8 protein-coding genes are annotated in these 15,982 nt (G+C 64.8%); 5 read left to right on the forward strand and 3 right to left on the reverse strand.

Going from position 1 to position 15,982, the window contains the following annotated elements:
* The first annotated feature begins 76 nt into the window (after positions 1-76).
* Positions 77-757 carry a CHAT domain-containing protein gene (locus ABH935_RS28115; protein ID WP_370381111.1) on the forward strand — a complete coding sequence of 227 codons (681 nt, stop codon included), beginning with the start codon at positions 77-79 and terminating at the stop codon, positions 755-757.
* Between the two features lie 44 nt (positions 758-801).
* On the opposite strand, the gene ABH935_RS28120 is transcribed toward ABH935_RS28115, so the two are convergent.
* Positions 802-4,299 (reverse strand): CHAT domain-containing protein, encoded by a 3,498-nt coding sequence (locus tag ABH935_RS28120; RefSeq protein WP_370380943.1) that lies wholly within the window; start codon positions 4,297-4,299, stop codon positions 802-804.
* 1,399 nt (positions 4,300-5,698) lie between these two features.
* On the opposite strand from ABH935_RS28120, the gene ABH935_RS28125 reads away from it, so the two are divergent.
* On the forward strand, positions 5,699-6,154 hold the full coding sequence (locus ABH935_RS28125) for a hypothetical protein (RefSeq protein ID WP_370380944.1): 456 nt from the start codon (positions 5,699-5,701) through the stop codon (positions 6,152-6,154).
* A gap of 75 nt (positions 6,155-6,229) precedes the next feature.
* Here ABH935_RS28125 and ABH935_RS28130 read toward each other — a convergent pair whose 3' ends face one another.
* Both ABH935_RS28130 and ABH935_RS28135 read right to left on the reverse strand, forming a co-directional pair.
* A complete protein-coding gene (locus ABH935_RS28130) occupies positions 6,230-7,138 on the reverse strand; it encodes a CHAT domain-containing protein (protein ID WP_370380945.1) in 909 nt (302 codons plus the stop codon).
* Positions 7,139-7,354: 216 nt separating this feature from the next.
* A complete protein-coding gene (locus ABH935_RS28135) occupies positions 7,355-10,078 on the reverse strand; it encodes a tetratricopeptide repeat protein (protein WP_370380946.1) in 2,724 nt (907 codons plus the stop codon).
* A gap of 373 nt (positions 10,079-10,451) precedes the next feature.
* Here ABH935_RS28135 and ABH935_RS28140 point away from each other — a divergent pair, with 373 nt between their 5' ends.
* The 3 genes from ABH935_RS28140 (at position 10,452) to ABH935_RS28150 (ending at position 15,807) form a co-directional block, all read left to right on the forward strand.
* A complete protein-coding gene (locus ABH935_RS28140; RefSeq protein WP_370380947.1) occupies positions 10,452-10,721 on the forward strand; it encodes a hypothetical protein in 270 nt (89 codons plus the stop codon).
* Positions 10,722-10,927: 206 nt separating this feature from the next.
* The gene (locus tag ABH935_RS28145) at positions 10,928-15,343 is read left to right on the forward strand and encodes a DUF6531 domain-containing protein (protein WP_370380948.1); all 4,416 of its coding nucleotides are present in this window, start codon (positions 10,928-10,930) and stop codon (positions 15,341-15,343) included.
* Positions 15,340-15,807, forward strand: coding sequence for a hypothetical protein (locus ABH935_RS28150; RefSeq protein WP_370380949.1), 468 nt, complete (start codon positions 15,340-15,342; stop codon positions 15,805-15,807). The genes ABH935_RS28145 and ABH935_RS28150 overlap by 4 nt, the downstream gene beginning before the upstream one ends.
* Positions 15,808-15,982 lie beyond the last annotated feature (175 nt).

Here is a 15,982-nt window from a genome sequence, read left to right on the forward strand (position 1 = left end):
ACCCGCCGCTACATCATCTGGCGGAACCGGCACGCAGACGACCTCCGCCCACGTCAGATCGTCACCAGGGCGAGCGTTGCCTGATACGGCACTAGTCATCTCCTCCTATACCCCCACTGTGCGCGCCCTCGGCCACTCCCGCGCTTCCCGTCCCGACACCGCGCTTCCGGCCAGCCTGGTCGTCCCGGTACCGGACTTGCCCGGCGCCGAACTACCTGGCGTCACCGTCGAAACCGCAGCCATCGCCGCAATGATCCCCGGCACCCACGTCCTTGCCCAACCCACCCGCACTGACGTGCTTGCCGCGCTACCCGCGTACCGCATCGTCCACTTCTCCGGCCAGGGCTACGCCGACTGGACCGAACCCACCCGCAGCCACTTGATCCTGACCGACCACGCCACCACGCCGCTCACCGTTGCTGACATCACCGCTCTGAACCTCGATGCCGACTTGGCATACCTGTCGGCCTGCGGCACCGCCCTGGCCCCGCCCCGGCTAGCCGACGAGTCTTTTCATTTCACGGGTGCCTTCTACCTGGCCGGCTACCGACACGTCGTGGGTGCTCTCTGGCCCATCAATGATGACGCCGCAGCTAAGTTCGCCGAAGACTTCTACTCCCACCTCACGAACCACGGCACGACGCCGCCCTCCTCCGACCTCGCCGCCCACGCGCTCCACCGCGCCACCACGCGTCTTCGCACTCAGTACCCGATGGCTCCGACCCTCTGGGCAGCTCACACTCACACCGGCAGATAGCCCTACCGGGCATTCACGTCAGAGGTTTACGGCCAACTGAGCTGCTAAATTCCCGTATGCGTGTATGCCGCCCAAATTGATGGGGCCTGGAGAAAACGGTCTCGCATCCGAAGTGTGGCGTGGTGAAGAGCCGAAAAACCTCGAGAGGTATGGCTTGGTCCAGAGCCATCACTTACCAGCCACGCATAGAAGGACTCTGAGAAACAGAAGGCCGACATGTCCTCGACGGGCCACAGCGTACCGACGACCTGGTTGTAGCCGGCCAGGTACAACGCTCCCGTAGCGTGTACCGATTCATCGGCGAGCGTCGTCACCGTGACCGCCGTCTGGCATGCGGATAGGAAGGCCAAGCCGCTGGGCAGCCGGAGAGAGCCGAGTTTGGCCACAGTCAGCGGTTCTGAGAGATGGTCTCGCAGGAGGATGCGGCTTTGCGCAGGCTCGGCGCCGTCCGGCAGAGCGTGGCATGCGAAGTGCACAATGCGGCTTCGCGGCAGACCGTCGAGGACCTGCTGACACGTCGGATCAACGAGCATCTCGACGTTCGGGAGGTACGTCGCGACCATGTCAGCCTCGTGTTGTGCGCCCGGCAGCGGTGGCGCATCAGGAACGTCCGGTGCCGATACGACCAGCGTCGCAGGGTTCGGCTCGTCTCGATCTAGGCGTCTTGCATGCTCGAGCCCGAGAAGCGTCGTGGTGTAAGAGGAGACCACTCTGTCGAGAACAGTCCGACATTCAACGGAAGTGTTGTCGGGTTTGCGGTGATGGCCAGCGGCGTGGAGCGGGAGGAATGTGACAGCCCCGACGGGGCACCACCATACACGGGTCGCCTCGCTGGCATCGTGCTGTGTCGTGTGGCCAAGGGCGGTCAGAACAGGTCCGCAGATCACGTCCCACGTCCAGGCCAATGCATCAAGGATCTCGGACTGAGCGTCAATGCGATCCTGCGGGTCTGCGCGTGGATCGCTGCTCTGTTGCCGTGCGAGTGTGAGACGGGCCACCTGATGGAGCAGGTCGCTCTCCGTGAACCCCGTCAGCGGCACGACAGTGACGGGGTCAGCGGTGTCGGTATTAAGGATCAGTGCATCACACCGCAGGAGGCTGGCATAGACGAGGACGATGGGCCCTTCCACGGCAAGCCGGGCTAGTCTCTCAACGACCGGAGGCGCCATGAAGTCTTGGAAGCCGTCGACCAAGCGAATGCGGCTGACGATCTCGCTCCACGCGGCCTGGAGCCGCTTCCGGTCCTCGCCGCCGTCCAAGGCTCCGGGTAGCCCTTGCACAATGTCGAGTTGATGGCGGAGCTCGGTGAAGGCGTGGGCCAGGTCCGGGGCCTCCTGCTGTAAGCGGGCTGTATCTGTGCCTCGCGCGCTGAGGGTGCCTGTTACCAGTACGCCGCGGCATTGTTCAAGGAGTTCCACGGCGCGCTGAGGCCGCCCAGCGTCGACGGACACGGCCGCCACGATACCCGCTAAGGAACCGAGCTTTCCGAGAAGGTATTCGCGATCGGACCTTCGCAGGTTTTCCGATGTGAGGCGAGGCAGAAGCTCGACGGCAATTTCAACTAACGCGAAAGCCTCTGCGTGAGCAGCGCCATCACTGGCCAAAACTGCCGCTTGGCGTAGTGAAGCAATGCGGGCCGAGAGGTCTCCCGACTCGCAGACGCCTGCGCTCCTGAAGCTCTCATATGCCTCGTTCCGCGACTCTGGGTTCCCGGTCTGCTGATACAGGCATAGGTGCGCCTCGCCAAGATTGGCGAGCACCGTCGAGTACATGCCCTGATCGGCGGAGATGGCCTGGGCGGCCCGTTGGCCGGCGTCAATCGCCTCGACGAGCACTTGCACATTTCTCGTTACGTCGAAGAGTGCTCTCAGCACGGTAACGAGACTGTTCATGCACCATGGATAGGATTGGTGACTGGGAGACAGGTCCGCCGTCTCAGCCCGGAGCATATCGGCGGCCTCGTGCAGCACCCTTTCGTCGCCAGTGGCCTCGAACAGATTCCTCAGCCCGAGTGCCAGGTTACTGATACGCCCAACGCGGCCAGGATCCTCGCGGTGGGAGGCCGCGACAGCTTGACGACCGACGGCGACAGCTTGAGACAGAAGATCTGCGTCCTTATGCCGATCAGCCTGCAGCTGGAGCGACCCAGCAAGGCCATTCAAGATCACAGGATGCCTAGCAGGGTTCGCACGACTGGTCTGCACAGCGCGGTAACCCACCTCGACTGCGCTGGCAAGCGCATCCGCATCGCCCGTGAGGACGAACTGCGTCTGGAACATCACACCGAGACTCGCCGCAATCGCGGCATAGTCGTCGGTGCGATCTAGCGCAAGCGTCATAGCCTCCTGTCCAGCTTCGATGGCCTGCGCCAGCAGGTCGGCGCTTCCACGGCGCTCGGCCTGCATATGCAGGGCGACGCCGAAGGCGTGCAAGCACTCCGCACGCTTTGAGCTGTCCTCTGGGCAGGAATCCACGGCCTGTCGGCTTACACGCACCGCCTCGTCTAGCGTCCCGGCATGTCGCGAGAGGAGATACTGCCCGCGCAAGCTCTCACTATGCTGCGACAGCGCCCAGGCCCGATCCGGGTCGTCAGGGCCCACCTCCGCAAAAAGGAGACTGCTGGTTTCGACCGCGGAGACAGCGGACGTCGCGTCGCCTGTCAGTTCCGCTCGAGTTTGGTATGCCGATGACAGGTTTGAAAGGATTGCCACGCGCTCAAGGTGGTTCGCGGCAGGCAGCGCGGCTGCTTCATCGCCGACGCCGATAGCTTCGGTGATGAACGCGGGATCCCCGGTTTGCCGATAGGCGTCCTGTAAGGCGACTGAAAGGTTGCAAAGAACGGACGGCAATTGTGGGTGGTTGTGTCGCCGGGCGGTTCCCGCGGCTTCGCGGCCGTAGATCACCGCTTCATTCAAGTCCTTGAGTTCACCGGACTGCTGGTACAGCCGTCGCAGAGCGGCGACAAGGTTACTGAGGATCGACGCCCGTACCGGATGGCCTTGTGGCACGAGCGAGACCGCTTCATGCCCAACGGCGACCGCCTCAACTGGATCGCCCGCACCTGCGTGTTCGTATTGCGTTCCGAGCGCGGCGCCGAGATTGATAAGGCGCTCCGGCCGTGACGGAGGTCCTGCTGCATTTGACGACGCGGCATCCTGCATGGCAGCCACAATTGCAGGAATCAAATCATTGTCTCGGGTCCGAGACCAGAGCTCATTGAGCCCAAGCCCGAGATTGGTGGCGATCGATGCACGGCTCGGGTCCAGCACGGGAAGGTCGAGTGCCAGCCGATATGAATCGATGGCTTCCGTCAACTTCGCAGTCGAGAACGCGTCTGCGTTCTGCAGCTGAAGTGTCATTGCAAGATCCACGAGGCGCGCCGTTCGCCGTTCGTCGTCTCCGTTCAGGTGGGACAACGAGGCCCGGAGATGAATCTCGATCTCTGCAAGAAGCGTGGCATCGCCATTTTGTTTGAATCTTTCGATCAGGGCTTTGGCGCTCTGATACTCGTCGTCGGACTGCTCGCTGCCTTGGTTCAGCACACTTACTCCTTGGCGGGCACGGTGCGGTAGGGCGTTTCGCTGACGTCGTCACACCGTGCCGCGCTGATAGCATACGGTGACCGCATGGTCATGGGGTGCGAAGTGACGTCGAACGGCCAACTGATAGGTAGCGCACATGGTGGGGGTCGGAGATCGGATCGCGGCATTCTGCGATCAACTGAGCCGGTGGCCGTCGATAGCGGATATCGTGCGCGATGGCGGGGCGGGTTCCGCCCTTGACCAGCTTGTTGAGGCATGGCGTGGTACATCCCCACTCGAAGATCCGCGGATCGCCGAGTGGGTCGACGAGATTGAAGAGGCCTGCGCACGCGCTGGACTTGTCGGCACCACAGTCAGGGGCTACCACCCCCTGTCGCCTGGGCTTTCAGGCCATCCAAACGTGTCGGCATGGGTCTGCCCGCAGGGCCTGTGTGAGCGGGTCGTACTGCCGTCAGAGGAGCCGGCCGCTCCGCCATGCGCGATGTCCGGTGGAACCCCGATGGCTTCCTTCACGGTTCCGTCGCCATGAACGGTTTCCTGGCGGAGCTTGGCAAAAAGGCCGCCGATAGGTGGCTAGAGCTGTTGATTCTTCCAGGTCTGCTATGGCTGGGGGCGCTAGTTGTATCTGTCCGGCTGGGTCAGCGGCATGCGCTGAACGCCGCCCGGATGCGTCTCTGGATCGACCAGACCGCGGCCCGTCCAGCGAGCCATGACCTCGCCGCTGTTCTACTTGTCGGCGTTGCGGCGCTCCTTGGTTCCGCCGCGGTTGGTCTCGCGGTATCCGGCAGCGCCGCACTAGTCCAGCGACTATGGGTCCTACCCGGTGATCTACCACCTCTTTCCTGGCTGCTTAGCTGGCGCCAGAAGAATTGGGACGCTGCTGCGGCACGGCTGAAGACGGCCATTGCCGCCGCCGCACAGCCACAGCGCCACGGCCTCGATACGAACGTCGCGGAACGTCATGCTCAGCGAGCGCAGTACAGGCTCAACCGAATTGGCACTACCCGGCCACGGCGCCCAACCGCGATCGGCGACCGGTTTCTCCAGGCGGGAACACATCTGCGGTCAAGCTCGGGCATTGACCCCGACATTATGTGGCCGCGCTTGTGGAGCGTTCTTCCCGACACATTTCGAGCTGATCTAGCCTCTGCTCAAGAGTCTTATACTAACGCGAGTCGCCTCGTCAGCTGGGGACTCGCATATCTCGTCCTCGCCGCGCTTTGGTGGCCCTCCGCCGCCGTGAGCGTCGCCGTCTTGCTCACAGCAGTCGCACGTGTCCGCTCAGCGGCCGTTACTCTAGCCAGTCTCGTCGAGACCGCTGTCGATTTACACCTCACGACACTTGCCGCTGCACTAGGCATCTCCGATACCGCTCCTCGAGCCGAAATCGGAGCGGCGATTGGCAACCTATTGCGCGCACTGCCAGCAACAACATCTGCACCACCGCTTCCCTGAGCGCGGCACCGTACAGGTGGTCCTGCTGGTGCAAAAGGTGGTCCATCAAAGGACTGCTGCGCTGCGCGGTCTGCGAGCGCGCCTTCGAAGGACACTGGGTCAACCGCCCCCCGGCTACCACTGTCGGCACGGCCACCGCAGCGCCAATGCCTCGGGCTCACAGCCAGCGAAGGCGGTCTACCTGCGCAAGGACCGCGTCGTCGCGAAGCTCGTGCTGCTTCACCACCTGCTCACCGCCGACGAACCGGCGACAGTCACCGTCTACCAATTCCGGCACGCCTCACTCAAAACACGCCTAGCGGAAGCTACTCCCGAGAACACTCCCGCTTTGCAGCAACGTTCAGACCTGCCCGACCCCAACTTGAAGCGCCCCGGGTTCAGGCCACAGCGACGGCTTTGACAGCCAGGTCAAGGCTGTCCCCTGACCTGGCTGTCGAACGGAGGGGGCATGGCACACTCCCGCTGCGGTTCACTTTCATGCGCCGGTATGGATGCTGGCGGCCCACAGGGTGGGGCTGTGGGGGTAACGGGAGCGTTCGCGCCGTACGGCGTAGTGCAGGGCGTGGGCGCTGCGGTCGGTTTGCGGTGGCGTAGTCCCGTGGTCGGTGAGGTAATCGTAGAAGTCGGTGGCGAGTTGGGCGGCGCTGCGGTCGTTGATGGACCACAGGGTGCCGATGACATGTTGGTAGCCGGCGAGTTGGAATGCGCTGGTGATATGGAGTGACTCGTCGATCAGGCGCGACGCGGTGACGTTGGTGTCGCAAGCTGAGAGGTAGGCCAAGGAGGCGGTCAGGTTCAGCGCACTGATGTCGGCGATCGTCAGCGGAGCGGTGGCGCAGTCGTTAAGAACGAGATGGCTGCGGGCGGGGTCGCTCCAATCGCCATAACCGTGACAGGCGAAATGGGCGATGCGGTGGTTAGGAAGGGCCTGCAGTACGGTGTCGCGCGTTGGCCTGGTGAGTAGTTCCGCGTCGGGGACGAGTTCGGAGATAGCGGCGGCTTCGTCAATTACGCCGGGAAGCAGTGCGCCAGGAGTGTCAGCTACGGGGACGAGCAGGACAGTAGGCGTCGCGGGAGCGGGTTCGAGCAGACGGGTGCGGGCGTGGCCTAGCGCGCGCACGGTGGTGGTGTAGGAAGAAATCACGCGGTCCAGCACGGTACGCGCGCCGGTCGGCCCAGCTGGAGGATCTTCTGCATGGTGGCCGGCCGCGTGCAGGGGTAGAAACGCGAGTGGCCCAACCGGACACCACCACAGCCTGGGCCACTGCTCTCCCACCCCAGGGGAAGTCGTGTAGCCGAGATGGGTGAGTACCGGATCGGCGACGGTATCCCAAAGCCAGGCCAGGACGGCCAGGATCTCCTGCTGGGCTCCGGCACGTGTCATGGGGTCGAGTCGGTGATCGGTGGCCGTATGGCGGGCGGCTAGGAGCCGGTTTGACTGCTCGGCAGTCGCGGCGTGGGTTAGCCCCTCCAGAGGCACTACCTCCACAGGGCAATCGGTGCTCGTGAGGATCAGGGCATCGCACCGGTTGCGATCGGTAGTGACCAGCGCGATAGGCCCATTGTGCGCGTGGCATGCGAGCTCGTCGACTGGATGTGCCTACAGAAAACTCTTGAATCCAGGAGCGCTACGGATACGGTCGAGTAGCCGGCGCCACGAGTCGTGAGCGTCTTTCCGCTCGGCAGCCAAATGCTGGTTGTCATCCCGGGTGGTTTCCAGTGCCGTGATTCCAGTGCTCCGCTCGGCATGCTCTGGCGTGGGGTGGGATCGCTGCAGGATATCGAGTTTGGTGCGCAGTTGCTCGAATTCGTCTGCCAGTTGCGGATATTTCTGCCGCAGGCGGGCCGCATCGCGGCCTCTGGCTCCCAGAGTGTCAGCGGCGAGGATGCCGCGAGTGCGCTCCAACAATTCAACGGCGCGCTCTGGTTGGTCCGCAGCCAGCGCAGCTGATGCTGCTTGGCCTGCCAGGCCGCGCAACTCACCAATGTGGTGTTCGCGGTCTACGCGCGCCAAGCTGCCCGGGGCTAGGCTGTCCAGCAGGTCGATGGCATTCTCTAGCGCCGCCAGTCTGTTTTGAGGGGTATCAAGGTCTGTGGCGAAGTGCGCGTAATCGCGGTACGACCAGATCCGTAGGCTCGTTGTGCCCGCCGGATTGTCCCCGACCTCGCGGTAGCATCGACAAGCCTCCTGCAAAGCGCTCGCCTCGCCCGTGCGCTTGTAAAGCTGCTGGAGGAGATTTCCGAGGTTGTGAATGCGTTCGATGCGGCTGGATTCACCGTCAACGGTGGCGGCCAGCGCCTCCCGCAGGAGCTGAATCGCCTCCTCCAACGTCGCCAAATCTCCGGTCCGCTGGTAAAGGTCCCGCAGAGAGTTCGCGAGGTTGTTGAAGTTCATAAGTCGCACGGGTGCCTCGGAAGTCCCGGCCACCGATTCCCGCGCAGCCCGGATCGCCTCCTCCAAAGCGTCCAGATTGCCGGTCCGCTTGTACTGAGCATGGAGAGCGGACCCGAGATTGCCGAGGAACAGCGCGTGGTCAGGGCTTTCGGTAGGCGTGGCAGCGACTGCTTCTCGCCCAACCTGGATCGCCTCCTCCAACACGCTCAATTCCTCGGTCCTGCCATAAAGGTCTGCGAGAAAGAGCCCAAGGTTGCCCAGCCAGAGACCACGTGCAGGCCCGTCGCGGGACGAGGCCGCGACTACTTTTCGTCCGAGTTGGATCGCCTCCTCCAGAGCGCCCGAATCCCCGGTACGCACGAACCACGACCGAAGGAAGAGTGCAAGGTTGCCCGAATACCCTGCCTGTCGTCCGAGTTGGATCGCCTCCTCCAGACTGCCCAAGTCTCCCGTACGCATGGACAAGAGATGGAGGCCCGTTGCCAAGGTTCTCAATCGAGCACCGTAACCAGGCACGCTCCGGGGTGCGGCGGCGACTGCTCTCCGTCCGACCTGGACCGCTTCCTCCAGCAGGGGCAGTTGCCCCGTGGATTCGTACAACACTTGGAGGGCTTCCCCGAGATGGTCCAGATGCTTGGCAGTGTCAACATGGTCAGCCGCTGTGACGAGAACGGTATCCCGTAGGAACCTAACCGCGTCCTCCAGCGCCGCCAGTTGACCTGTCCGCTCGTAAAGTTCCCGGAGAGCGATGCCGAGATTATTCAGGCGTCCGCTGTCTGATTCGAGCGCGACGGATTCCCGCCCGACCTGCACTGCTTCCTCCAGGGAGGAAAGCCGGTCAGTGCGCTCGTAATGCTGCCGGAGGATATTCCCAAGGTTGGTCAAGAATATGGACCGGTTCGGATCGTCACGGGTCGTGGCGGCCACGGCCTCACGCGACACGCGTGCCGCTTCCTCCAGGGTGCTCACCTTGCCAGTGCGTGTGAAGAGCTCGCCGAGTGCATTGCCGAGGTTGGTCAGGTATCCGGCGTAGCTTGGGTGGTCACGGGGGGTAGCAGCCATCACCTCGCGCCCGACCTGCACAGCCTCTTCGATCACGCTCATCTCCAAGCTGAGGTTGTGCAACCCCAGCAATGCGGCACCGAGGTCATTGAGATAACCAGCGCGTTTTGGGTGGCCCTCGGGTGTGGCGGCCACGGCCTCCCGCCCGACCCGAACCGCTTCTTCCAACGCGCTCTGTCCCCCGGTGTGATCGCCCAGAGTCTGCAGACTGACAGCGAGCCCGTGCAGGTAGTTGGCGCGCTCCGGGTCCTGGCTGGGCACGGCGGCCAGGGCGTCCCGCCACACCTGAACCGCCTCCTCTGCGTCTCCCAACTCCCCGGTGCGCTCGTACAGCGTTCGCAACGCAACCGCGAGATTGTGCAGGATATTGAGTTGGTAAGAGACGTTGGTGGGAGGATCAGCGGCGGCGTCTTCGAGCAGGCGGATGGCCCGCTCAAGCAAATGCAACTGCTTGGTGCGCCGATAAGAAGTGAGCAGGTCGCAAGCGTAGTTGTACAGCAGAAGCGAATCAACACGTTTAGGTGTGTGGTCGAGACATTCAATCATGATCGCGTGCAACAGCGGTGGCACGCATTCGGGGCGGCTCCTATAAAGCGGCGTGGAGTAGTTGATTGCCAGAGAGAGTTCGTCAGCTGCTTGCTCATCGGGCAGCGCCAGATAGCGCAGCCAGTGGTACATCCCCAGCACCTGAGCAGCCTCAACAGCAGCAGTGCCCTTCTTCTGGGCCTTTACGCTCGACAGAGCAACGAAGGCACTGTTAGCTCCGCTATCGAGAATGAGGGCAGGATCGTTTTCAGCACGGCGCACAAACGTCCACAGAAGATCAGCAGGGTCAGCGGCGTGGTCCGACTGCCGGTCTGCTGCCATGTGCGGTTTCCCCTAATTGCCCGTATCTCTGCTGGTGTGAACCATGTCCCGACTCACGCGTCAGCAAGCGCGCGGCTTGGATACCCCTCGGATGCTAGTACCCCTCGCCTACGCTGTCCCCGACTTTGGAATGGTGGGGCGAGGGCGGAGAGGAGGAACGGGATACGGATGTGAACGTGCGCGACCGGGTGGGATTGTTGTGCGACCAGCTCGGCCGCTGGCCTTCGCTAACGGCGACAATTCACGCCGGCGGGGCGCAAGCCGAGGCTGCGGACGGTCGACAGCCCGCCACTGATCCAGGGCGAGGCTGACACGCTGCGCGATTGGCTCTGCAGGGTCTCGCTGACCGGAGAACTCGCGCTCAGCGACATCCGTGAGCAAACTGATCCTCACGCCGGGCCTTTGGATCCGCCTGCGGATCATCGGCACAGGGATCGGCGATGTTGAAGCCGACAGCCACAAGGCCGATGACACGGAGATCATCGGCGCCGTCGAGTCGGCTGTCGGCGAAGACGGGGAGTTCACCAACGACTGGGCAGTCACCCCTACTGGCCGCTTTGCCGCCGCGCGGCCAGCGACATCAGGGGCCACCGCTGCCACTGCCTTCTGTGGCGAACTGACATCAATCCGCCAGAGTCAGTAGTAGTCGCTTCGCGCCAAGGAGTTACTGAGATCGACACTGGCTTGTACACTCGATCTCTTGTGTAGGGGGAGGATAAGTTCGAGTACTGACTTACTTCCACGACTGCCTACACGCCAGATTGTTCGAGAGCACCGGGGGCTTGACTGATGGCGCGTCCGACAGGTTGGGAAATTCTGGGTTTGGACGGGGACCCGACCCCTGGTGTCGTGGAGTCGGTACAGGCGTTGGCGAAGGAGTTCGGGGACTTCGCCCACGATGTGGAGTCGGCGTATCGGAGCCTGAACTCGTTCGGCTCAGATACCGCGGCAATGCAGTGGGTTGGTCAGACCGCTGAGTCGTTCAAGGGCCAGTACGGTCCGTTGCCGGGGCGCTTGCAGAAGCTGTTCACGTCCTACAGCGAAGCTTCCGACGCCCTTTCGGCCTACGCACCGGCCCTTCAGGCAGCGCAGTCCAAGGCTGACTCCGCCCTGCGCCAAGCCCAAGACGCCAACGCCGACCTGCAACGCGCCACCACCAACGCCACCACTGCCGCAGCCGATTTGAAGACGGCGCAGCAGAACCACACCGCCAACCCCAACCCACAAGCAGTCAGCGACGCCCAAACCGCGCACGATACCGCACAGACCAACCTGAACAACGCCAAGGCCCATATGGCCGCGCTGACCGCGCAAGCCAACGACGCTTACAACGACCGCATCACCGCGGCCAAGGCGTGTGCCACGGCCCTTGGTCACGCCCAACACGACGGCATCCACAACAAGTCCTGGTGGCAGCACGTCGGCGAAGACTTGTCCAAGTGGGGCGGGGAGATCGCCCAGTACGCCGGCGAGGTAGCGGTGGTCCTGGACGTCGTCGCGTTCGCCACCTCTTGGGTCCCTGGCCTGGACGTGATCACCGCCGGCCTGGCGATCGGGGCCAACGTGCTGGCCGGTGTGGCCACCGCCGGGGCGGTGATCCAGGTTGGTGGCGATGTGATGCAGGGCCACTGGGGTGACGCGCTCCTGGACGGTGGCCTGTTGGTCGGCACCATGGTCGGCGGGAAGCTGCTGCAGAAGTTCGGCGGCAAGCTGATGGATCGCATCGGTGCCCGCGGTGATAGTGCCGCCACCAAGGGCGGCGACCCGGTGGATGTGGTGTGCGGGCAGATGATCGCCGAGGCCGTCGATGTGAGCCTGCCGGGCGTGCTTCCGCTGGTCCTGGAGCGGGCCTACGCGTCCAGTTACGCGACCGGTCGGCTGTTCGGGCCTGGCTGGTCGTCGAGTCTGGACCAGCGGGTCGCGATCACCGCGACCGGGATCCACTTCGCAGGCGAGGACGCCAGGACCCTGCGTTACCCGCTGCCGGCCGATGATGAGGAGGTCCTGCCCGAGGACGGGGTGCGTTGGCCGCTGGTCTGGGACCGCCGCGCCGATGAGATCTGGATCACCGACCCGGCCACCGGTCAGGTGCGGCACTTCCCGACCGTGCACCACACCGACGACCGCGGACAAATCAGAGACCTGACAGCGATCACCGACCGCAACCGCAACCGGATCGACTTCCACCGCGACGCGCAGGGCACACCGACCGCTGTCACCACGGCCGGCTACCGGATCGCCGTCGACACCACAGCGACAGGCGCCGGGGTTCGAGTGGTCACCCTGCGGCTGCTTACCGAGGGCGGCCCGGAGGTCGGCACCACGGTCAAGGAGTTCGGCTACGACGAACTCGGGCGGCTGACGGAGATTGTCGACTCCAGCGGGGTCCCGTACCGCTACGAGTATGACGCGTTGAACCAGATCACGGCCTGGATCGACCAGGTCGGGTTCCGTTACGAGTACGAGTACGACGAGTGGTGCCGCGTGCGGCACAGCGTGGGTGTCGGGGGTGTGCTGTCCGCGGGGTTCGTCTACGACGAGGCCGGGCGCTCCACCACAGTCACCGACTCGCTCGGCCACGCGACCGTCTACGAGTACGACGAGGACGCCCACATCACGCGGATCACCGATCCGCTGGGCCACGCCGAAATCTTCGCATACGACCGGTACGGTCGGCTTCTTCACGAGGCAGACCAGCTCGGCCACGTCTACCGCTACAACCTCGATGAGCGCGGCGACCTGGTGCGCATCGAGCGACCGGACGGCGGCACAGTCGCTATCGAATACGACGCGCACCACCTGCCGACCCGCGCTGTCCTCCCCCACGGCGCCGTGTGGCAGCGTCTGTACGACGACCGGGGGAACGTCGTCGCTGTCGTCGACCCGGCCGGCGCCCAGACCCGGTACGAATACGACGAGCGGGGCCGACTGACCGCCGTGGTCGACGAGTTCGGTGCGGCCACCCGATACCAGAGCGATGCGGCCGGGTTGCCCATCACGGTCGCCGACCCGCTCGGTGCGGTCACCCAGCTGCGGCGCGACATGTTCGGCCAGGTCGTGGAGTCCGTCGACCCGCTCGGTAATCAGACCCGCAGCGGCTGGTCCACCGAAGGCTTGCTGCTGTGGCGTGTGCTGCCGGATGGCACGCGCGAGGAACGCGCCTACGACGCCGCCGGTAACCTGGTCCGCGAGGTCGACGCGGCCGGTGGTGTGATCAGCACCGAGTACGGGGCCTTCGCCAAGCCGATCGCCCACACCGGGCAGGACGGTGTGCGCTACACCTTCGTCTTCGACACCGAGCTGCGGCTCACCGCAGTCACCGGACCGGGGCGCACCGGGGTAGGCGACGGCCCGCGCTGGAGTTACGTGTACGACGCGGCCGGCCGGTTGGTCGGCGAGACCGACTTCGACGGCCGCACCCTGACCTACCACCGTGACCCGACGCGACGCCTGATCGGCCGGGTCAACGGCGCCGGTCAGGAACTGCGGCACCGACGCGACGTCTGCGGCCGGATCATCCAGACCAGCACTGACAACCACGTGCTCGCCGACTACACCTTCGACCTTGCCGGACAGCTGACCCGCGCCACCACACCGGACGCCGACGTGGTATTCACCCGCGACGCCTGCGACCGGGTCATCGCCGAAACGGTGAACGGCCGCACCATGGCCACCGAGTACGACGCCGCCGGACGCCGGGTCCGACGGGTCACGCCGACCGGGGCGGTCAGTAAGTGGGCCTACGACGTCGCCAGCCGGCCCTTCGCGCTCGCCACGGTCGGCGGGGGGCTGGAGTTCGGCTACGACGCCGCCGGACGCGAGACAACGCGGCGGCTCGGCGCGGCTGCGGTGCTCAACCAGGCCTGGGACGCGATGGACCGGCTGGTCGGCCAGGAAGTCCGGGCCGAAAGCGGCGGCGCTGCTACGACCGGCGGACCCGACGCCCGAATTCTGGGCCGCGGATTCGGCTACCGCGCTGACGGCTACCCGCTGCACATCGTTGATGAGCGGCACGGCGACCGCCGATTCCAGCTGGACCCGATGGGCCGGATCACCGCGGTCGACGCCGGGGCGTGGCGCGAAGAATACGCCTACGACCCGGCCGGGGCGATCGTGAACGCCTCCCGGTCCGCCGGGATCGGATCGCAGGATTCGGATACGGCGGCCACGCTCGGCGACCGGGAATTCGCCGGGCTCGGCGTCCGCCGGGCCGGACGCACCCACTACGAGCACGACGGCCAAGGCCGCGTGGTTCGGGTCCGGCGGCGCCTGCTGTCCGGGCAGGTGCGGCAGTGGTCGTACACATGGGACGCCCAGGACCGGCTGGTCCAGGCCGAGACACCGGACGGCACGGTATGGCACTACGCCTACGACGCCCTTGGCCGCCGGGTGGCCAAGACCCGGCTCGGCGTCGACGGCACACCAGCCGAGCAGCTGGTCTTCAGCTGGGACGGCAGCGACCTGGCCGAACAGTCCGGACGCGGCGCTGACGGGGCGTGGACCGCGCTGACCTGGGACTTCGAACCCGACACATTCGCCGTCGCGGCACAGACCCGCACCACCTGGGTCGACGGCGCATCCGCAGCCGAGGTCGACCGGGCATTCCACGCCATCATCACCGACGGCATCGGCACCCCCACCGAACTCCTCGACGCAGACGGCCGAATAGCGTGGCAGCGCCAGAGCACACTGTGGGGCGCCCCGACCGCAGCGACCATCAGCAGCTCCAGCGCCAACGTCGACTTCCCGCTACGGTTCCCCGGCCAATACCACGACCCGGAAACCGGGATGGAGTACAGCCACTTCCGCTACTACGACAGCGGCACAGGCACATTCGCCTCCCCAGACCCACTAGGCCTGGCACCGGCACCAAACCCGCACACCTACGTCCGCAACCCACTGGTGCTTGCAGACCCGCTCGGCCTGATGGGCGCGCAGAAGCGGAAGACGTTCTACCACCCGGACGGCTGGACCTTCCATCTCGACCGCTTCGAGACTGCCGGCCAGCAAGACTTCGAAATCCACGTATGGAAGGGTAAGAAGGGGGGCGGGACTGAACTCGGCGCCTTCGGCAGTGACGGCTGGTTCGCCAAGCACAGCCTCGGCGACGACATCACCGTGCCGCAGAACATCGAGAACCACCTGAAAGGCATCGCCATCGATACCATGCGCATCCAGGGACGCCTCGGCGACAAAGGCGTCGACGACGTCACAGGCGACAACTGGAAACGGCCCCGGATCGCACCAGGGAACTACCCCGGATGAAATACGTCAGCATCGAAGACGGCGTCTTGTCCGCACAGGCATACCTCGCAGCCCTCCCCCAGCTCGCCGAGGAGCTACCGCCCGGAGCACGCGCCTTCGCCACAGACCCGGCACACTACGACTTCTACAGCCGCCGATGCGTTAAGGACCTGGCCCTGGGCCCGATCACGCACGAAATCGAGTTCGAGGCGGTAGACGTCCAGATCATCCTGAAGTCCAGCGGCCTGAAGCACGACGAATGGCTGGTGCTCCGATACGCGGACGTCAGCAACCTGGCGCTCGACGTCGCCCCGCCCAGCACGGAATACGGCGCACGCTTCGAGAGCCTCGCACTGGACGAGATCGTGCCGCATCCGTACGGCTGCGCGCACGAGATCGCATTCTGGGACAGCTCGGTACGTGTGGTGTGCCGGGACCTCACCGCCGAATGGGTCGCTCCGGAGAAGCTCACTGGGCAATCCTGACGTCGCGCTAAAGCATGGCGGAAGGACTGAAGCTGCCAGTGCGGCGGGCGGTTCCAAGTAGGCCACCCGCCACGCGGTCGCGGTAGATAAGGGCGGTGAGTCGCCTCGGTTAGGAAGGGCTCTCTCCGCACGGGGGGGGGTGGCTGGCGGCCAGATCATCCTGGAGAAGATCGGC

It is taken from the genome of Catenulispora sp. GAS73 (assembly GCF_041262085.1).
Classification (GTDB): domain Bacteria; phylum Actinomycetota; class Actinomycetes; order Streptomycetales; family Catenulisporaceae; genus Catenulispora.